General features: G+C 67.0%; 17 protein-coding genes and 2 pseudogenes. 7 read left to right on the top strand and 12 right to left on the bottom strand.

The window, feature by feature from the left end; translation table 11 throughout:
- Positions 1-85: 85 nt before the first annotated feature.
- From F8A92_RS19050 to F8A92_RS19365, 3 genes and pseudogenes are all read left to right on the top strand, one after another.
- Positions 86-548: pseudogene (locus F8A92_RS19050) on the top strand (Mu transposase domain-containing protein); the annotation flags it as partial.
- An 87-nt stretch (positions 549-635) separates the two neighbouring features.
- Entirely contained in the window at positions 636-1,010 is a 375-nt protein-coding gene (locus F8A92_RS19360) for an ATP-binding protein (protein WP_407643695.1), read from the top strand.
- A gap of 68 nt (positions 1,011-1,078) precedes the next feature.
- The gene (locus F8A92_RS19365) at positions 1,079-1,195 is read left to right on the top strand and encodes an ATP-binding protein (protein WP_407643693.1); all 117 of its coding nucleotides are present in this window, start codon (positions 1,079-1,081) and stop codon (positions 1,193-1,195) included.
- Positions 1,196-1,866: 671 nt separating this feature from the next.
- Here F8A92_RS19365 and crcB read toward each other — a convergent pair.
- The 5 genes from crcB to F8A92_RS11590 form a co-directional block, all read right to left on the bottom strand.
- On the bottom strand, positions 1,867-2,253 hold the full coding sequence (gene crcB / locus F8A92_RS11570; protein ID WP_153505321.1) for a fluoride efflux transporter CrcB: 387 nt from the start codon (positions 2,251-2,253) through the stop codon (positions 1,867-1,869).
- Positions 2,250-2,693: a fluoride efflux transporter FluC gene (locus F8A92_RS11575; RefSeq protein ID WP_228389390.1), complete on the bottom strand. Its 444-nt coding sequence runs from the start codon at positions 2,691-2,693 to the stop codon at positions 2,250-2,252. Before F8A92_RS11575 ends, crcB begins: the two co-directional genes overlap by 4 nt.
- 138 nt (positions 2,694-2,831) lie before the next feature.
- On the bottom strand, positions 2,832-3,356 hold the full coding sequence (locus tag F8A92_RS11580) for a universal stress protein (protein ID WP_153505323.1): 525 nt from the start codon (positions 3,354-3,356) through the stop codon (positions 2,832-2,834).
- An 8-nt stretch (positions 3,357-3,364) separates the two neighbouring features.
- Positions 3,365-3,676: a hypothetical protein gene (locus tag F8A92_RS11585; protein WP_153505324.1), complete on the bottom strand. Its 312-nt coding sequence runs from the start codon at positions 3,674-3,676 to the stop codon at positions 3,365-3,367.
- A gap of 18 nt (positions 3,677-3,694) precedes the next feature.
- Positions 3,695-4,027, bottom strand: coding sequence for a hypothetical protein (locus tag F8A92_RS11590; RefSeq protein ID WP_153505325.1), 333 nt, complete (start codon positions 4,025-4,027; stop codon positions 3,695-3,697).
- A 185-nt stretch (positions 4,028-4,212) separates the two neighbouring features.
- Here F8A92_RS11590 and mobF point away from each other — a divergent pair, with 185 nt between their 5' ends.
- Positions 4,213-8,340, top strand: a complete 4,128-nt coding sequence (gene mobF, locus F8A92_RS11595) for a MobF family relaxase (protein ID WP_153505326.1) — start codon at positions 4,213-4,215, stop codon at positions 8,338-8,340.
- Between the two features lie 482 nt (positions 8,341-8,822).
- On the opposite strand, the gene F8A92_RS11600 is transcribed toward mobF, so the two are convergent.
- A complete protein-coding gene (locus F8A92_RS11600) occupies positions 8,823-10,232 on the bottom strand; it encodes an IS1380 family transposase (protein ID WP_323368435.1) in 1,410 nt (469 codons plus the stop codon).
- Between the two features lie 543 nt (positions 10,233-10,775).
- On the opposite strand from F8A92_RS11600, the pseudogene F8A92_RS19370 reads away from it, so the two are divergent.
- Positions 10,776-10,913, top strand: a pseudogene (locus F8A92_RS19370) (transketolase C-terminal domain-containing protein); the annotation flags it as partial.
- Positions 10,914-10,968: 55 nt separating this feature from the next.
- A complete protein-coding gene (locus F8A92_RS19055) occupies positions 10,969-11,193 on the top strand; it encodes a hypothetical protein (protein WP_228389391.1) in 225 nt (74 codons plus the stop codon).
- Positions 11,194-11,716: 523 nt separating this feature from the next.
- Here the strand turns inward: F8A92_RS19055 and F8A92_RS11610 are convergent.
- The 5 genes from F8A92_RS11610 to F8A92_RS11630 form a co-directional block, all read right to left on the bottom strand.
- Positions 11,717-12,985 (bottom strand): ABC transporter substrate-binding protein, encoded by a 1,269-nt coding sequence (locus F8A92_RS11610; protein WP_153505327.1) that lies wholly within the window; start codon positions 12,983-12,985, stop codon positions 11,717-11,719.
- Between the two features lie 131 nt (positions 12,986-13,116).
- Positions 13,117-14,271: a thiolase family protein gene (locus tag F8A92_RS11615; RefSeq protein ID WP_228389392.1), complete on the bottom strand. Its 1,155-nt coding sequence runs from the start codon at positions 14,269-14,271 to the stop codon at positions 13,117-13,119.
- Complete coding sequence (locus F8A92_RS11620) at positions 14,268-14,612, bottom strand: Zn-ribbon domain-containing OB-fold protein (RefSeq protein ID WP_153505328.1); 345 nt, start codon at positions 14,610-14,612, stop codon at positions 14,268-14,270. The genes F8A92_RS11615 and F8A92_RS11620 overlap by 4 nt, the downstream gene beginning before the upstream one ends.
- Positions 14,613-14,690: 78 nt before the next feature.
- Positions 14,691-15,737, bottom strand: a complete 1,047-nt coding sequence (locus F8A92_RS11625) for a CaiB/BaiF CoA transferase family protein (RefSeq protein WP_153505329.1) — start codon at positions 15,735-15,737, stop codon at positions 14,691-14,693.
- Positions 15,734-17,860, bottom strand: a complete 2,127-nt coding sequence (locus F8A92_RS11630; RefSeq protein WP_228389393.1) for an acetate--CoA ligase family protein — start codon at positions 17,858-17,860, stop codon at positions 15,734-15,736. Before F8A92_RS11630 ends, F8A92_RS11625 begins: the two co-directional genes overlap by 4 nt.
- A gap of 176 nt (positions 17,861-18,036) precedes the next feature.
- On the opposite strand from F8A92_RS11630, the gene F8A92_RS11635 reads away from it, so the two are divergent.
- Entirely contained in the window at positions 18,037-18,687 is a 651-nt protein-coding gene (locus F8A92_RS11635) for a TetR/AcrR family transcriptional regulator (protein ID WP_194291462.1), read from the top strand.
- On the opposite strand, the gene F8A92_RS11640 is transcribed toward F8A92_RS11635, so the two are convergent.
- The gene (locus F8A92_RS11640) at positions 18,680-19,825 is read right to left on the bottom strand and encodes an acyl-CoA dehydrogenase family protein (protein WP_153505332.1); all 1,146 of its coding nucleotides are present in this window, start codon (positions 19,823-19,825) and stop codon (positions 18,680-18,682) included. The two genes, F8A92_RS11635 and F8A92_RS11640, sit on opposite strands and share 8 nt — an antisense overlap.
- Between the last annotated feature and the right edge of the window lie 4 nt (positions 19,826-19,829).

Here is a 19,829-nt window from a genome sequence, read left to right on the forward strand (position 1 = left end):
TCGAAGGATCCACCTGGTGGCCGCGCCTACGTTGGAGGCACGCGCTCACTCAGGTCCGTCGTACACCACTCTGCTGGACTCCACTGTACCGAAGGCGTTGGTCTGGGACGGCGAGGCCGCCGTCGGTAGATGGCGCGCTCGAAAGCCGGAGCTCACCGCGGACTGCCAGGCATTCCGCGGAGTGCTGGGGTCCAAGGTGATCATCTGCAAGCCTGCTGATCCCGAGGCCAAGGGCATGCTCGAGCGGCTCCACGACTACCTCGAACGGTCCTTTCTGCCGGGCAAGGACGTTTACGTCGCCGACAGGCTTCAACGCCCAGCTGACCGAGTTCTTCGTCAAGGCCAACGCTCGGAGGATGCGGGTTCTGGTTTGCACGCCGGGTGATCGGGTCGCCACGGATCGGACCGCGATGCTCCCGCTACCGGTGCGGCCCGAGGTGGGTTGGCGTCAGACGCTGCGGCTGCCGCGTGATCACTACGTCCGACTCGACTCCAACGACTACTCGGTCCACCCCGGCGTGATCGGACGCCGGGTCGAGGTCCACGCCGCCTGCCTACAACGCGAGGTCTCCGCCCGAGAAGCCCACGGCGGGGAGGGCCGCATCCGCGCCGCCAGGTTCCCCTCCCGCAAGTCCTTGGAGGACTTCGACTACGACCACGCCCGTGGCCTGAAACGCGAGACCATCGCCCACCTCGGCATCCTCGACTTCGTCGCGGCCAAGGAAAACGTGGTCCTGCTCGGCCCGCCCGGGACCGGGAAGACCCACGTGGCCACCGGTCTGGCGATCCGTGCCTGCCAAGCCGGGCACCGGGTCCATTTCGCCACCGCCTCCCAATGGGTCGACCGGCTCGCCGCGGCCCACCACGCCGGCCGGCTCCAAGACGAGCTGCGCCGCCTGGACCGCTACCCCGTGCTGGTCATCGACGAGGTCGGCTACATCCCTTCGAACCGGAAGCGGCCAACCTGTTCTTCCAGCTGGTCTTCTCCCGCTACGAACGAGCCAGCCTGATCGTCACCAGCAACAAGAACTTCGCCCGCTGGGGCGAGGTCTTCGGCGACGACACCGTCGCCGCCGCGATGATCGACCGGCTCGTCCACCACGCCGAAGTCATCGCCCTCAAGGGCGACTCCTACCGGCTGAAGAACTGCGAGCTCGGCCGCGTCCCGGCGGCCGTCACCGAAGAGAACCCGTGAACAGGGGGTCGGTTTTCGACCGTCGTTGACAGCGCCGCCGGCCTGCCGGCTCGCAAGAGCCTGGACGAGTTCGACTACACGCCGCAACCAGCCGCCCGGGATCGTGCTGCTCGGCCCGCTAGGAACCGGTAAGACCACTTGGCGACCGGGCTGGCGCTGTACGCGACGGGCGCCGCGTGCTGTTCGCGACCGCGACAGACCGGACCACTCGCCTGTCCGAGACCATCGCCGCGGTCATGATCGACCGGGATCGTGCACCACACCGACGTCATCGCCCTCAAGGGCAACAGCTAACGCCTGCAGCGTCGGCGCCCTGGTCTCAGCGCGAGCGGAAAACCTACACTGACCAGCACACCAACTGTTCATTCTTCGAAGGCCGAAATTGTTCAGTTTTCGAGCGGCGTCGACAACCGCAAACGCCGCGGGGCACGAGGCGGCAGACCCGTCGGGCTCGAGACCGTCGATTAGAAGAACCGCAACGTGATCGAACCCCAGTACTGGCACCATAAGCAATGGCGATGAAATACCTCGGGACGAGGCCAGCGCTTTGCCGCATCGTCGACAGATAGGTCGAGGGGTTTCTCAGCGATGGTGGGGTGCCCGGTGCTGGGGAGGCGGGGAGGAACTCGGTGACCGTTCGATAGCGCCCAGGCACCTCGCCTGAAGGATGTTCACGGTCCACTCGCGAGGGCGGTGAGCGCGTAGCCGGCGGCGGCCGCGGCGACGCTGATTACCAACATGCCGACGCCGTTGGCGACCGCGGCGATGACGCGGCGCTGCTGAGCGAGGCGGATTGTTTCGAAGCTCGCGGTACTGAAGGTGGTGTAACCACCGAGCAGCCCTACGCCGATCACGAGCCGGTATTCGTCGGAAAGTGCCGCAGTCATCCCCAGCGCGGTGATTGCTCCAAGCAGTAGAGAGCCGGTGACATTGATGATGGTGGTGCCGAGCGGGTAGGTGGTCCTGGTGCGGGCGCGGACGAGCCCGTCGATGAGGAATCTTAGGTTGGCCCCCACGCCGCCCGCTATACAGATCGCCGCGAACAGTAGCGGCGTCACCGGTTTCCCTCCCGCCGGATCAGCGCACCGATTGCGATTCCGGCTGCGGTCGCCGCAGCTCCGAATAGGATTGTGCCCAGCGCATACGCGACACCGATGAGCGGCGCGTTTTTGATGAGGAGCACCGTGTCGGTGGCCAGAGCGCTGTAGGTGGTGAACCCTCCCAGCAGCCCAGTGCCAGCGAAGAGACGAATGGTCCGGCGCACGCCGGCGTCCTCGCCACTGGCAACGAGCGTCTCGAGGAGCAAACCGAGAATGAAAGCGCCGGCGACGTTGATCGCGCATGTCGTGAATGGAATGCCGGCAACGGGTGGCATAGCGAGGCTGAGCGTTTCGCGCAATCCAGTACCGATCCCGCCACCGGCGGCAACCAGTGCGAGATATCGGCGCTCTAGGTATACCGGACGCGGGCCAGGCTCAGGGGACTTCTCGACCTTCACGTCGTTGTCCAGCGGTAGCGCATCGCAATCGACCGGTTCGCGCCTGCTTCTCATGTGAGACCAAACCGAGTCACAGTGGGAATCCCTGCTCGCGGAGACTCGCTGTATCGAGGGCGGATAGCAGCGCTCGGGTGCGCGTCATGCCTGGTGCTCCCATGGCAGCGGACCGCTGACGGTGGGAGCTTGCGGAACGACGAGCACGGGTCGATGCTGTCGGTGCGCCAGATGTGCCGCGACGGACCCTGCGAAGAACTCGTCGACCACGCCGCGGAGCCCGGGCCGGCGGGTTCCGACCACGATCATTACTGCATGCATCAGTTCGGCTAAATGCGACAAAGCAGTCGCCGGGTCACCGGCCAACTCTCGCATCTCCCCCGCGACACTCGAGAGCGCAAATACGGATTCGAGTTGGTGCCGAAGCGTCACCGGGAACGGTGCGGGGGCACTGTCCGCCACATCGGGGTCAATCGGCGCCGACGACACCGAACCGTCCGGATGCTCGTGCACCACATACCGTCCGGTATTAACGTGCGCACACACAATCCGTGTGGGACCGCGAAAGGAACGAGCCAACCCGACCGCGGCTTCCACGACGCGCACGCCATAGTCAGGTACGACGCCCGCTACGAGCGTTGCGGTGGGATGGTCGGCGGGCTGGTTCATGGGCTCTCCTATCTACGGGCACTCCAAATGCCGAGATAGGGACCGTTGTCGGCGAGATCACCGAAGTTGAGTACGGCGAGCCCCACCGCCGCGGCACCACAATCAGTGCCTTCACCATCTTCGCATGACCGGGCCGCTCCCTCCAAATCGCTGGCCCCGATCCCGAAGGCGCTTGTTATCGGTCTCGCCGTTCGGGTCTCGAACAGCGAGAGCTTCACGTCCTCCTTCGAGGCATCGCCCATGCGGGTGACGACGATGGTGCCGCCCTTGCTGGTGAGGTCCGTGCAGGCCTTGATGTCCTCACCCTGGAGGTGTCTCAACTACTTGATGGTGCCTGCTCAGGCATGGTCACTGGCCCGTGTTTGTGGGGACGACGAGGGGTGCCGGCTGCGGATCAGGCGCGGGTCGATGTCGAGCAGCTGCGCGATTTCCTTCTTCGACTTGCCGAGTGACCGGAGGTCGTCCACGGCAGCGTTGAGGCCGCTTTCGGCGGCGCGCTGTTGTTCGTCGAGCGTGGCGAGCAGCTGGTCGCGTTCCCGCTGGACCTTCTCGAGGTGCTCGACGGCCTTGATGCCGTCCTCAACGGCGGAGGTGAGCCGGTCGATCTGGGCCTGCAGGTGATCATTGACGCGTTGCCGGGCCGCTACTGCCGCGCTGCGATGAGTCGCCACGTGGGAATCCCCTCCCTGATTTGTCGCTGTCTGTCTCTGTCATGCCTCATAGTCTTCGGCTGCCCAAAGCTTTCCTCGTATGTCCCCGAATGCTGATGCCACCCAGGACTCCAACCCTAACCCAACCCAGAAGAATCCGAAGCCCTTCACACCTTAGGCATTCCAATGTGGGATAGGCTGCGGGCGTGACGGCGACCCTGCATCGGATCGGCGCTGGCGACGGGTATCGCTACTACACAGCGATGGTCGCCAGTGCGGATGAGCGCCGTGAGCCCGGCGAGCGGCTCGGTGACTATTACGTGCGCAGCGGTAACCCGGCCGGCGTGTGGATGGGCGCCGGGCTGACGGCGCTCGGGGTGTCTGGTGAGGTGCGTGAGCAGCAGCTGGCGAACCTGCTCGGACTCGGCCTGCACCCCGACACGGGCGAGCAGCTGGGTTCGCGGTACCGGCTCTTCGCGACCGTGGACGAGCGGATCGCGGCACGGCTGGCGAAGATGGGCCCGCTGTCCCCCGCCGACGAGGCCGCCGTACGGGCGGAGGAAGAACGCAAGGGTGAGCGGCAGGCGGTCGCCGGGTTCGACAGCACCTTCTCCCCCGTCAAGAGCGTGTCCGTCGCCTGGGCCTTAGCGACTCCCGCGGTCGCCGCGCAGATCGAGGCGGCCCACGAGGCCGCCGTCGCGAGCACGCTGGCGTGGATCGAGCGTGAGGCGATCACCGCCCGCACCGGCGCCGACGGCATCGGGCACGTGAACGTGAGCGGGCTGATCGCGGCGGCGTTCACGCACCGCACCAGCCGCGCCGGCGACCCGGACCTGCACACCCACCTGGTGATGTCGAACAAGGCCCTTGCGACGCTGCCGGACGGGTCGCAGCGGTGGCTGACCCTGGACTCCCGCGGCCTGTACAAGGCGAACGTGGCGTTCAGTGAGCGGTACAACCGGGTCCTGGAGGACGAGCTGCACACCCGGCTCGGGTGGACGTTCGCGGTCCGCTCGGACCAGCCGGCGGACGCGGTCGCGCCGATCCGCGAGCTCGCGCAGATACCGGAGCCGCTGATTGTCGCGTTCAGCCAGCGGCGCCAGCAGATCGAGACCGACTACGCCGCCCGGGTACGCGACTACCGCAACGCGCATGGGCATGAGCCGCCGAAGGCGGTGCAGTACGAGCTGGCGCAGACCGCCTGTCTGGCGCAGCGGCCGGAGAAGGACACCGGCAGCACCGAGGCGAGCGAACGCGCGGAATGGGAACGGGTCGCCGCGAACATCCTCACCCCCGCAGAACGCGCGCAGCTGGCGGCGGACCTGGCGCCCGGCACCCCAGGGAGGACCGTGGACCGCCTGGGTGAGGCGGAGATCGCGCGGATCGCCGGCGAGGTGGTGGCCGAGCTGCAGGAGCGCCGCTCGGACTGGACCGAACGGCACATCGCCGCCGCCGCGCAGCGGCACACCGCGACCATCCACCTCCCCTCCCCGCACGCCCGTGACGAGCTGATCGCCGCCATCACGACGGCCGCGGGGCGCCTCGAGGACGTTATCGAGGTCTCCGCACCCGAGCGCGTCCGCACGCCGGCCGAGCTGAGGCGCGCGGACGGTGCCCCGATCTGGGAAGCACCCGCCTCGCGCCGCTCCTCCACCCGCACCCTGCTGGCGGCGGAGGCGCGGCTGCTGGACGCCGCCCGCGAGCACACCCCCGCCCGGCTCCCGGGGGCCTCGGTGAGCCTGGTGCTGGGTGATCACGACCTGGCGAGAGACCAGCTCGCGGTGGTGCGGCAGCTCGTCTCGGGCGAGCGGCGCGTGCAGCTGCTCGTCGGGCCCGCGGGCACCGGGAAGACCACGACCATGAGAGCGCTGGTGGACGTGTGGCAGCGCGCCGGTGGCCGGCCCGTGCGCGGCCTCGCCCCCACCGCGGCTGCGGCGTCGGTGCTGCGCACCGAGACCGGGATGGACCAGGCCGCCACCATCGACTACTGGGCCACGCTGCGGCGCGCCGGCCAGCCGGCCGCGCAGTTCCAGCGCGGCGAGCTCGTCATCGTGGACGAGGCCGGCATGGCCGGCACGCTGAATCTGGACCGCGTGGTGCAGGCCGCGAGGCGGGACGGCGCGCACGTGGTGCTGGTCGGTGACCCGCGGCAGCTGGCCGCGATCGCCTCCGGCGGTGGGCTGCGGCTGATCCAGAACGAGGTCGGCGCCGCGCAGCTGTCCACGGTGTGGCGGTTCGCCGACGTCGACCCGGTGACGGGGAAGCGGGTGCTGCGGGAGTGGGAGGCCGAGGCCAGCCTCGGGTTGCGGGCCGGGGACGCCGAGGCCGTCGAGGCGTACGTGGAGCACGACCGGGTCCGCTCCGGTAGCCGGGAGGCGATGCTTGAGGACATCTACATCGCCTGGCAGCGCGACCAGGCCGGTGACGTGGAGTCGGTCATGATCGCCCCCGACAACCAGACCGTGCAGGCACTGTCTGACCGGGCGCGCGCGGACCGGATCGCCGCTGGCCAGGTCGCCGGCCCGGGCGTGGGACTGCGTAACGGCAGCCGGGCCAGCGTCGGGGACATCATCGTCACCCGCCGCAACGACCGCACGCTGCGGGTCGGCGGGGACTTCGTGAAGAACGGCGACCTTTGGAGGATCACCGGCCTCGGGTCGGACGGCGCCCTGGCGGTCACCGGGCGGCATGGGGTGTGCGTGCTGCCGGTCGGGTACGTGCAGGCGAACGTCGAGCTCGGGTACGCGATGACCGCGCACCGCGCCCAAGGCCTCACCGTCGACCACGTGCACGCCCTGGTCGATGACACTCTCACCCGCGAGGTGCTGTACGTCGCGGCCACGCGCGGGCGGTGCCGTAACCAGCTCTACACGGTCACCGAGCACCTGCTCGATGCCGAGGCCGAACGCCCCGCGGACCCGAACCAGCCCGCGCGGGCGGTGCTGCGCGCGGTGCTGGAGCGCTCGGATGCGGCGGTGTCGGCGACCGAGTCCATTCGCGAGGAAGACGAGCGGGCCGCCAGCATCACCACCCAGCTCCAGCGATGGCGGTACGTGCGCGAGCACGCCGGCACCGACGACGCCCTCCTCGACGTGGCGCTGCCGGCGCACGTCGCGGCCGACGTGCGCGGTGACGAGGCGTGGCCTTACCTGCGCGAGGTCCTGCACTGGCGCGGTGACCAGGCCGTCGAGGACCTGCGCCGCGCCTACCAGTCCCGCACCCTCGCCGGCGCCGACTCCCCCGCCCGCGTGCTCGCCGCCCGCCTGGAGGCGCAGGAACACCCCACTACGGAAATCTACGGCGAGTGGCTGCCCGCCGGCGGGGTCGACGCGTACAGCGACGCCCTCCTCGCCGCCGCACGCGACCGCGCCGCCGAGCTCGGTGCCCGCGCAGCCGTCGAGCAGCCAGCCTGGTCCAGGCAGCTGGGGCCGATGCCGACAGAGCCGGCCGAGCGTGAGGAGTGGCAGCAGCGCGCGGGGATGATCGCGGCGTACCGCGAGGCACACGACGTGACCTCGCGCGAACCGCTCGGCCCGGCGCCGGCGGACCCCCTCGGCCGCGAGCGGTGGGAGCGGGCCCGCACGGCCCTGACGGTGCCGGACGAAGCCGCGGCGACTGCTGATCGACGACCGTACGGAGACCTCACCATCAAGGACCTGCAAACCCAGCTGATCGACGCCCAGCGTTACGCCGAGCGGGCCGCACGCCGGTTGGAGGCGGCGCGTGCGGCGCAGCAGGCGACCAACGCGGGCGACGAGGGGCCGCGCACGCGGCGCGTCGACAGTGACGTCGCGACGTGGACGGCAACCCTGGAGCGGTTGGACCAGGCCGAGCAGCTAGCCGCAGTCGCTCGCCACGCCGAGGAGCAGGCAGCCGATGTCTCGACCCGGCTCGCGGAGCTCGAAGCACACTCGCCGCGGCGCCGCGACCGTGAGCGGTGGCCACAGGACGTGGCCGCGGCACGAGCCGAGTGGGACGAGGCGCAGCAGCGTGCTCAGGAGGCCACGGCCCAGGCCGCGCAAGGTGCCGCCGGCTTGCCCCAACCGCGTCAGTGGCCCCAGATGCGCGAGCATGCCCGTGCAGGGCTGCAAGACGCCGCCGCGCGGCGCGAGCAGGCCGTCTCGGAGGATCAGGACGAACGCGAGCAGATCACCGCGAGCCTCCCGAACCTGGCGCGCCAGGTCGCGACATTCCAGAAGCAGCGCCAAGACCTACGCGCCGAGCTCGAGCGGCGTCCCAGCAGTGATGCTGCGGAGGCCGCGACGTATCTGCGGGAGGGTTTAGATGACCCACGGCGCCAGATCGAGCGTCGTCATGACCGTGAATACGGCTAGCAACGATGGCGGGATCTGGACGTCATTGCCGTTCTACAGCCCGAGGGTGATGGCGAGATGGGTGTGTCGTCAACGGTCGAACTTCCGCGGAAGCCTCAACACCCAACATCAGGAGCCACCGAGCCCCCGAGCTGCGCAGAGCCACGAGCCGTCAGACGCCCGCCACTGAGACCCAGCGTCGCCCGCAAAGGTGGCCCCGGCATCGCCCGTGGTGAACAAGATCGACCCTCGGCGAGTACGTCGGTGTAGACGTCGAGCGGATGCTCGCCGACGGCCGTCACGCACGCGAGGACCAGCCCGTGCTCGGCGTATCGAAGAAACAACCCGAGACTCCGGATGCGCTAGCCTCGATGTTTCACGAGGTCGGTTGTTGAGCTGTTGTCTGGCTGTGCGGGCTGGGTCGTGCCTTGGGCGTGGGTGATGGCCGGCGCTGGTATCGCCGGTTCTCCGTGGTCCTCGTTGGTGGGACAGGGGCTGGCTGTTCAAGCGGTCCGGAGCGTGTTCCAGCCGCGATCGATGAGGTGGTTCCAGGGCCAGTCGCGTGGCAGGCGCAGATGTCTTCGTCGCCCGGTGCGAATGATCCGCCCGGCCACGGTGAACAGGCGGAAACGTAGTCGTTTGGGTTCCCAGCGGCGCGCCGGGTGACGGGTGTCGAAGGCGAGTGTCTGCATCCAGGCCAGCAGGTCGGCGGCGAGGGCGATGACTTCGAGCCAGAGCCTGTTCTTGGCGTACTGGTGAAAGGGCAGGTTCTGTAGCCCGGCGTCTTTGAGGGCGCGGATGCGGTCCTCGCAGCGGGCGCGTTGGCGGTGTCTGACCTCCAGCAACGGCAGGCTCCAGCCGCGGCCGGTGGTGTTGGTGGCGAAACAGGTGATCCGCCAGCCGTTGTGGTCGGTCAGGCGCAGCTGCGCGCCGGGGTGGGGCCGTTCACGGCGGGCGATGACCCGCATGCCGGCCGGCCACCGCTTCGGGCCCGGCCGGGATGCGCGGTCGTGGTTGATCGGTGCCGGCATCCACGCGGTGAGCTCGGCGACCTGGGCATCGGCACGCGGCTGCCCGTCGCCGTCGATCGCCGCGCGCCAGGCTTGCTCGGGGATCACCGCGATCGCGGACGCGACGGTGTCTTGGGCGGTGAACCCGATCGAGTACTCCAGGCCCAGATCGGTGACGTGGTGCAGGAACGCCTTCGAGCAGGCGCCGGTATCGGCACGCACCAGCACCTGCGCCCGCTCGCCGTCGGGCAGCTGGGCCAGGGCGTTGTCCAGCGTCGTGATGTGATCGGCGCTGATCCACGGCGAGGCCTTCCCCGGCCGCAGGTCCAACGCGAGGGGTTCGCCGGTGCCGTGCTCGCCGTGGTCGACGAAGCTGCACATCGGCGCGAACCCGAACCCGCGTTTGAAGGTCGGCTCGGCGCCTTCCTTGTCCGAATGCGCGCCGACCAGCGTGGCATCGATGTCGACGATCACCTGGCCACCGGCCCGCGTGCCGGGCACGCCGGCCAGCGGCCGGCGCCGGGCCCACACCACCGCGCGGGCATCGGCACGAGCGGTACGAATAGCGCTGACCGCGGCATCGACATCACCAGCCAGAGCGGCGAACACGCGGCACACCGTCGGGTCGGACGCGACCGCGCCGAACACCTCCGGCTGAGCCCGCAACGCCGCGATGTCTGCCAGGCAGTCCCCACCGAGCGCGACCGCGACAGCGACATCGAGCAGGACCTTGCCCGGCTCGTGGATCGCCCGCGCCGGGCGCCACGGCGCCAGCGCCCGAGACAGGCCCCGATCCAGGCCAGCGACCCGGACCACCTCGTTGATCAGCAGCGCCCCTGAGGAGGAAATCAACGACTCGCGGACAGGATCAAGAACCAGACTCGGAACACGGCTACGCTTCACCTACGGAGTGCCTCTCTGCGTGAGGGAACTTGAGCTTTAGCAACCCAAGAATCCCGCGCCAGATAGGCACTTCCGTGCTTTACACGCCGCACTCAACCCCGACGACGTGAAATCCCGAGGCTAGCGGCGTGGGTGCGGCAGCTCAACGACACGTTCCAGGCTGGCGGTCATGCACCCGTCGACCCGGGACCGATGGCGCCGCACACCCACGCCGACGGGACCGTGCACAGCCACCGATAGCGAATCGGTGCGCCGCGCGCGTGCTCGTCTTCTCCCCTGACGCTGGCTGCCGAAGGTGGCGCGCACCAGTCGATCAAGACACCGTCGATCGGTATCGACCAACCGTCTTGCACGGCGTACGAGCCCGCTTTCGCCATCGAGGTCGAGTGGTGCCTTCTCGCGGCCCTGGACAAGCTCGATCGTCCGGCGGTGAGTCGGCCTACTTCCGGCTGTCAACGCGACCGGTAGACCAGGGCCTAGCTGCCCTGCCCTCCGATGAGGCGGCCCCCGAACATCGCCGCCAACACGTGCTCTCTGGTGCTTATGCCATTCGGCGCACACTCGCGCCCCCCACGTGCGACGATCTGCGCAGTAGGGGCGATGGTCCCCAACGCTCTGGAGGCGGCGGAAACGTTAGCCGATACGGGCATCGACGTGGACGTGATCGTCGTGACGAGCGCGGATCTTCTCTACCGGGCACTTCGGGGCCCGAACGGGGCGCGGTGCCGCGACGAACGTGGGCGTCCTGGACGCGGTGTTCCCGGCCGATCGCGCGGCCCCGATGGTCACGTTGCTCGATGGTCATCCGCACGCTCTGAGCTTCATGGCGGAGATCAACCGGGTTCGCGCCATCCATCTTGGAGTGGTGCAGTTCGGCCAGTCAGGTGAGCTCGACGCGGTGTACGCCCATCACGGCCTCGATGCAATTTCGGTGGCTAACGCCGTGCGCGACCTTCTATAGGCTCAGTCCGGGCGATCGCGAGCCATTTCCGCATCCAGGGAACTCTGCTGGCCGCCATCGGTGGCACCGACGAGACCTCGATGCTCTGCGGTAACCGCCCTGCGTCAGCGAGTCTCGTTCTACCGAAGTACGCCGGCGTACAGCGGCGTCCTGACGCACCACGGCTGGGAGGACCTCGGGCGAGACCTCAACGCTATGTCGAAGTCGGATGACCCGAAGCGCCGGGAAAAGATGGCCGCGATCGTCCCGGAGAAAGTCCTGAACACAATCGGCATCATCGGAACCACGGACGAGGTTCACGCGCTGTTGCAACGCCGGTTTGTAGGGATCGTTGACCGCCTGCGTTGCGATTCTCTGCTCGGGCTCGCAGGTCCAGTCTGATCTCAACTGCCGTCCGGAACAATGCACTCGTGCCGGGATCGGCACCACCAGGAAGACCGGGCCGAGCAGCCGGGACTATTAGGTTCTCTGCTGCCGCTCAGGACCGTCCGAGCGACAGCTGGCCTCCATCGCCAGATAGCGGCTATTTCTCGTACGGGGCCTTGTACTTCTTGGCCTCCTCGGACGCCTTCAGGTCGCCGACCTTCGTGAGCCCACCCTCGACGTTCTCGTCAAGCTGGAGGACGTAGCTTTCGCGAGTGGTCGGTGCGCCCGGCTCCGATACGTCGATCGTGCCGGACAGCCCGTCGGCGTCGATCTTGCCGAGGTTTTCGAGGGCCGTGTGAACGCCGCCGCGGGTGAGGTCGCCGCTCGTACATGCGTGCTCAAGGATCGACTGCCAGAGCATGCCACTCAGGTAGCCTGCGAACACCTTCGGCGATGGCGGATCGGTGACGTTCATGGCTGCGTACGCTGCGCGCACCTTTTCCGCCGACGGGGTCTCGATCGTCCATGGCGGTGTCGAGGTCGACACGTAGTAGATGTCCTTCAACGCCGATAAGGTCTCAGCGTTCGCGAGCATCGTCGGGGCGAACGTCGGCGAGCCGCCTACGAGCGGTACGTCGAGCCCTTGGGATTTCATCTGCACAGCGAGGGAGGTAGTCGCGGCCGAGGAGGCGCCCGTATAGACGACCTTCACGCCGGCGGATTTCAACTTCGTGACCAGCGCGGTCATGTCGGTGTCATTGGCCCCAATCGCGCTCTCTACGACCTGCATATCGTGCTGTTTGGCGAATGCCTTGGCCCCGCTCAGCATGTTCTGGCCGGCTTCGTTGTCGATATAGACGGCGCCGAACGTGTTGCCGTCTTTGAGAGTCCCCTTCTCAAACTGGTACGAGAGCCCGTTGATTGCTTCGATGTCGTACGGCGCGGTCACCGAGATTAGCGACTTCGTATCGAGGCTGTTTGAGGCGACGGACTGGACCGTGGTCAGCATCTGGTCGCTGTCGATCTTGGTCTTGATCGCGGCCAGGACTGGGGTACCCAAGAGCTGGATCAGTCCCAGGTCCTTATTCCGCATGATCTCGTACTGTGGCACGGCATTATCGGCCTTGTAGCCATGGTCCTGGATATCGAGAGCGATCTTGCGCCCACATACACCACCGGCCTTGTTCACCTCGTCGAGCCAGATCTGATGTCCAGTGTTGAATGCGAGACCACCGGACTTGAAGGGACCCGACAGGTCAGAAAGGACTCCGAGGGTGATTGTGTCGTCGGTGACGCCGACTCCTGTTTTGACCGATCCCGCTTCGCCGCTCGAGTCTGACCCGCTCTGGGCCTTCGTTGAGCAGCCGACGAGAGCGAGCCCGATCGAGCCGATCACGAGGCTACGGGTCCACGTCTGCTTCTGCATGTGCTTCTCCTAATGTCCCACCAGCGTGCGGATCACACCGGTATTGGAAGTGTGGTTAGTCGATCGGACGGCAAGACTGCTGGCCGGGCAGGCTTCGGATCAGCCGCCGTGCGTGGTTCTAGTAACCTGAGTTATCGCCCGGGAGCGGCCAGGACATGCGCCAGGCACACCGCGCCCAGTCCGACAAGATGGGCGAGCCCGTAAATCGCGTCCGGCTGCTGGCGCGCTCCCGATTCGCCGCGCAGCTGCTTTGTAATCTCGACGATCTGGCCGACGCCGGTCGGGCCGATCGGATGACCCATTGCCAGCAGTCCACCCGACGGACTGACCGCTACTCTGCCGCCGATCGCGAACTCGCCGTCCCGGAGACGATGCGGGGCCTGACCCTCCGGGCATAGCCCCATCGCTTCGATGTACTGCAGTTCTTCGATCGCGAAGGCGTCATGCAGTTCGACAACGTCCAGCTGATCTGGGCGGATACCGGCGTCCTGCAGAGCATCGGCGGTGGTCAACCGGGTCAGCTCCGCATCGTAGCTTCTGGTTCCATAGAGTTCCTCGGAGTGCTGCGCCGTCGACAGCACTCGAACGGCCCGATCTCGCGAAATGCCCAATCTGTCGAGGGCCTCCCCGGATACGAGGATCGCTGCGGCAGCACCTTCGCCGACCGGGCAGCATTCCAGGCGGGTCAGCACGCCCGCGATCGGACGGTCCTCGACGATCTCTTCGAGAGAACGCTCCTTTTGCCGCTGTGCGAACGGATTCTTGGCCCCGTTCGCATGGTTCTTCACAGCGACCCGCGCCATGTCCTCGGTCGTCGCATTGCACGTCCGGAGGTACTCCTCAGCCAGCAACGCGAAGTGGATCGGGGGGACAACGACTCCCTCGTCGTACCCGTGTACGCCGGTCAGCGTCTCCGCTCGGACGCCGGGGGCAACCTTATCGACGCCCGACGCAAGTGCCACGTCGGCGAATCCTGCGGCGACGTCGCGTACCGCGAGCCGGAATGCCGAGGATCCGGACGCCGAGGCGTTCTCCACCTGCGTGGTAGGAATGCCGGTCACTCCGAGGTGGCGCAGGATAGGCTGAGAGACCGCCATCCCGAGCCGCGTCGAGCTGGTGTACGCGGCCTCGACCTCTGTCCACGCAATCCCGGCATCCGTCAGCGCGGCCCGGATCGCGGACAAGGCTAGGTCCACGAAGCTGGTTTCGGTGGCTCGCTGGTAGCGATGGAGCCCGACGCCCACGACATAAACGGGCCGTAGTTCGCTTAGCTTGATGACGCTCACGCGATCTCCTTGGAATCATCGGCAATGAACTGCACCACGTCGTCGCCGGTCACCTCGGCAACGACCGGCACGCCAGCGGGAAGATCGCCGTCCAGGCGGGCGCGCACGACCGGCCCATCGCTCAGATGCACACTGCCGATCACCAGCGGAGCGGCGATCGCACTGTTTGGGTGCTGGTAGACGGTGACAGCCGCGAGCAATAGTCCGTGCGGATTGAGTTCTACGACGGGAAGGTCGTCGCCGTGCGCCCCGCACTGCAGACAGCCGAACGTCTGGGCCGGTACCGAGACAAAACCGCAGACGCGGCAATGAACGCCTCGTAGTGAACGAGCCTTACCCATCGGGCCTCCGTAGTTCGATGTCGAGTGAGAGGTATGCCTCAGACAGTGAGGCTAGCAACTTCCTGGACGGCCAGCAAGTCATAGCAAAGGGGTTGCTCGCACCCGAACGGGAAAGCGCAGAAACGGCCCAAGGGCCGACTCGTGGTCGACAAGCACGGGGTCGGTGTCGGCCAGTGCCTCGCGTGGTGAACGGATGACGGACGCCGGCACACCCGCCGCATTCAGGACGCTCAGGACCTCCTCCGAGTCACATCGCGCAAGTACCGTCGCGATTGCAGAGTTGATGCGGGGTGCCGCTGCCCTTCGGTCTTGCGACGTCGTCCACTCGGGTCCGTCCCATTCGCGCAGCTCGAGGGCATCAACCAACGCGGCCCAGAAGTGGTCCTCGAGCGCAGCGATGGCGACCAGAACCCCGTCGCGACAGCTGAACACGCCGTACGCCGCACGCACCAGGGCAGCGGACCGTTGACTGTCGAGATCGACGAGCCCAGCGGCATAGAAGTCGCCGAGCCTGGGGTTAAGCCAGTGCGCGAGGCTGCCCCGGATACTGATGTCAAGATGAGCACCTCGACCCGTGCTTTGGGCGCGCAGTAATGCGGCCAGTATTCCCGACAGCCCGTACGCAGAGGCGGCGAGGTCGGCTACCGGAACACCGGGTCCCCACGTCGGCGACTGCCCAGGGACTCCCGCCAGAGCGAGCACGCCGGCGTCTGCCGCGTAGGTGATGTCATGCCCAGGCAGGTTGCGTTTCGGCCCGGTACTGCCGAAGCCGGACAGCGAGGCATAGACGAGCCCCGGGTGCTCTGCGCACAGTCGCTCGGGCCCGAGCCCGAACCGGGACATCACCTCGGGCCGAAAGCCCTCGACGAGAACGTCCGCGCCACGTACTAGGTCGCGGGCTGCCGCCTTGCCGTCCTCAGACTTCAGATCGAGCCGGAGTGCCTGCTTGCCCCGGTTGCAGGCCGCGTGCAGGCCGGGCGCCATGGCACGTGCCGGATCGCCACCCGGCCGCTCGACCTTGATCACCGTAGCTCCGAGCTCGACGAGATTCTGGGTGAGGAATGGTCCGGGCAGCAGCTCGCTGAAGTCGACCACTCGGACGCCGGCTAGCGGCTCATCGCTCATGCGACGGCGCCGCTCGGGACGACGAGCGCATCGAGGACGACGATGCCTTCGCCAGCTGGACGAACGAGGACAGGATTGAGATCAATCTCCTCGATCTGATCTGCGGACGATTCGACCAGGTCGGAGATCCTGACCAGCAGATCGATCAAAGCGTCGATGTCTCGAGGCCGTGCACCGCGGGGGCCGTCTAGCACGGGGCGCATCGACAGCGAGTCGACCATGTCACGCGCCACCCGCTCGTCGATCGGGAGCAGTCGGCTGCTGACGTCGGCGAGGAATTCGACGAGCACCCCTCCCGCACCGACCGTGATCACGTGGCCAAAGACGGGGTCGCGGTGCACGCCGACGATCATTTCCAGCGCGTCACCGCCGATCATCTGCTCGAAGAGCACGCCCTCGATCGGCCGATCCGGGGCCAGTCGGCGAACGTTCTCAAGGATCTTGTCCCGCGCCGCGTCGGCGTCGTTCGGGCCATCGACTCCGACGATGACGCCACCAACGTCCGACTTGTGGGCAATATCGGCGCTAACCACTTTCGCGACCAGTCTGCCGCCAAGCTCGGCAACCGCCTCGCGAGCGGACATGCCTTCGCCGACGAGAACACCGGAAGGGACGGAAATCCCGTGCTCGGCGAGCCATGCCTTCGCCTTTGGTTCGGTACGGAGGTCTAACGGCGCACCACGGCGCGGCGCGCACACCGCAGGTTTGGTGGCCGGCACGGCGCCCCCATACGTTGCGCGCCAGCGACCGTGGGCCGCCCAGCGCTGGATCGCAGATATCGCCTTGGTCAGGCTGCGGGGCGGGCATAGCCGCGCCTCGGCAAGTATTTGAAACCCGGGCCCGCGGCCGTCGCTCATCCAGACCGGAACGATCGGAGTCGACACCGACTTTTGGGCCGCGGCTATGCCCGAGCTAATGGGGATCGACGAGTCGCCGTAATCCAGGGGATCGGGAATCAGAACTAGGTCCACGTTCGGGTCGTTGGCGACGATCTCCAGGGTGCGCAGAACCTCGGGATCGGTGATGACGGACGCCGTCACATCGACGGGGTTGTCGACCGATCCGAAGTCCGGCAGCAACTTCTCGAGTTCGGCGGTCGTCGTCGGGCTGAAGGTCGCCATCGTCAGACCGGCTTGACCGACTAGGTCTGCAGCCAGCGATAGGGCTCCTCCTGAGGCTCCCCACACGGCGATCCGCGTCTGTTCCGACGGCTTTGCCCGCGACAGCAGCCAGGACACGTCGACGAGCTCGTCGACGTCATCGACCTCGATCGCACCGTATTGTGCGAGCACCGCACTGTTGACCGCCGCCGATCCAGCGAGTGCGGCCGTGTGTGACTGAACTGCTCGCACGCCGTACTCCGAGCGCCCCACCTTCAAGGCGACCACCGGCTTGTCGGCCTCGGCCGCGGAACGAAGTGCAGCGACCAGCGCAGGACCGTCGTTGATGCCCTCGAGCAGCGCCGCAATGACCAAAACTCGCGTGTCCTGTGTGAAGTACTCGATTATGTCGGGTACGTCGAGATCGACAGCGTTGCCGACCGACGCCCACATGGCCGCGCCTCCGCCCCGGAATCCAGATTGCAGCAGGTTTCGGCCGAGGCCCCCGCCCTGGGTGGCGAGGCCGAGTGGGCCGGGGAAGTTGTCGTGCCGGTGACCCGGCGAGAACGTCATCCCGATCCCGTCGACGAGGTTCGTCAGGCCGGGGCAGTTCGGTCCCACGATGCGCATTCCCGACTCATCGGCGATGCGTCGCATCTCGTGCTGGGCGCGCTGGCCGTCCTCTCCCGTCTCGCCGAATCCCGACGAGAGCACGATCGCGAACGTGCACCCGGCGGCTGCACAGTCACGCAGTGCAGCGATCACGTGCTGCGATGGGATAACGACAACCGCCACGTCGATCGGCGCATTGATTTCGGCCGCCGAGGTGAAGCAGGTCTTACCGGCGATCTCGCCGCCGCGCTGATTGACGAGGTAGAGCTCGCCATCGTAATCGGAGTACTCGATCAGGTTGGACATGACGCGGCCGCCGAGGCTCTCGGGGCGCGCGGAGGCACCGATGATGGCGATCGATGTCGGCCGGAAGAGACGTGTCAGATTGGTGGTGCCGGTCTCGGTCACCACTAGCCGCTCCGCGACAGGATGGGTCGCCATATGTCCTCCGCCTGATCGTTAAAGGTCTTGCAAACAAAATACTTGCTAATCGGCCAACAAGTCCAGTGCAACCCCGGTGCGTCGCGCCCCTGCGGTAGTCCAGCGGGTAATCTCGTCATGCATGCCGACAAATGTGTCGCGCGGCGGTGCACACGATCAGGAAGGGCGAGGCAGACGTTACGGCGATGCTGACACAACAACAGCGCGCAGATGCAGCGCGCAGGTCCATCCTCGACGCAACGATTCGGGTGCTCGCCAACGAGGGATACCGCCGCGCCACGTTCACCCGTATCCAGGATGTCGCGGGCATGAGCCGCGGGCTGATCGGCTACCACTTCGGGAATAAGCAAGCCCTCATCGAAGCCGTGGTGCAGGCACTCCGTGACAATTATCATGACGAGACCGCCGCCGCGACAGCGCAGGCGGCGACCGGACGCGAGGAACTTGAAACCCTCGTCGAGACCTACCTGTCACGACTCGGCGATGATTCGGGCCCTGCCCAGGTGATGCTCGTCCTCGGGGTCGAGTCCATTAACGAACATCCCGGAATGCGAGATGCCGTGCGAGCAGCGTACGCCGCACTGCGGGCGGATATCGTCCGTATGGTCGAGCGAGGGCTCGGCGACGGTTCGATCGTGGATGAACAAGAGCCGAAGGCGATCGCCGGGCTCGTCGAGGCGGTTCTGCGCGGAACGGTGCTGCAGTATCTCGTAGACGCCGACGCGTTCGACCTCGTTGCAGCCCGGCGGGCTGCAATGGCAGTCGTCCGGTGCCTCGCCCAACCGAGTACTACTTGATGGCCGACAGGCCGAGGATCTCGCGGCCGACGACCAGCGTCTGGACCTCGGTCGTCCCCTCAGGAATGCTCGCCCCGCGGGTATCACGAAACAGGCGCTCGATCGGATACTCAGTCGAGTAGCCCATGGCGCCGTGAACCGCGACCGCCGCATCCGCGATTTCGTGCGCGACGCTGCACGTGTAGTACTTGGCAATCGAGGTCTCCAAGCGCCCCGAGTCACCGCGGTCTAGGGTCTCCGCGGCATTCAGGCACAACGCGCGTGCCGCGTCGAGTTTGGCGCGCATCTCGACGATGTGCGCCTGCACGAGCTGGAAAGAGCCTATGGGTCTCCCGAACTGGTGGCGGGTCTTCGCGTATTCCACCGACAGGTCGTACGCGCGACGAGCCGCGCCCAACGCACCCATCGCGACATTGATGCGGGCCACGCCGAGGAACACCAACGTGTTCTTCAATGCCGCACCTTCGTCACCGAGAAGATTGCCTGCAGGGACCTTGCAGTCGCGGAAGGTCAGCTCACCGGTGCCGCTGGACTGCAGGACCATGGTGTCGACTCGACCCGCGTCGAACGGAGACACCGCCTTGTCCACCAGGAAGGCCGAGAGCTCGCCGGCACACGTCGGGCTGAAGGTGCGCGCGATCACCACTCCCCATTCGCCCCAGGCGCCGTTCGAGATCCAGAGCTTCTGGCCATTGATAACCCACTGGGTGCCGTCCCAGTCGGCCCGCGTCTTGATTTCCGCCACATTCGAGCCGACGTCGGGCTCGGTGATGGCGTTGAACACCTTGGCCTCGCCAGCAAGCAGCGGCGGCAGATACTTGTCGCGCACGTCCGGCTGCGCCTCAACGAGCCGGTCGATCGGCCCGTTAGTGATGTTGATCATCGTGCGCAGCGACGGCCACCAGTAGCCGAGCTCCTCCATCATCAACGCCCAGGTCACTCGATCGATCCCGAGGCCCCCGCGCGCTTCGGGCAACCAGCCCCCGATATAGCCGAACTCCGCCAGCCGCGGCAGCAGCTCGAATGGAAAAGTCTTGTTTCGCTCGTGCTCGGCGACGATCGGGTCGATCTCCGCCTTGCAGAATCCGCGGATGCTCGCTAGAAGGTCGCGCCTTTCCGCTGTCTCGTGAATGCTCATGTAT

It is taken from the genome of Cumulibacter manganitolerans, from assembly GCF_009602465.1.
Classification (GTDB): Bacteria; Actinomycetota; Actinomycetes; order Mycobacteriales; family Antricoccaceae; genus Cumulibacter; species Cumulibacter manganitolerans.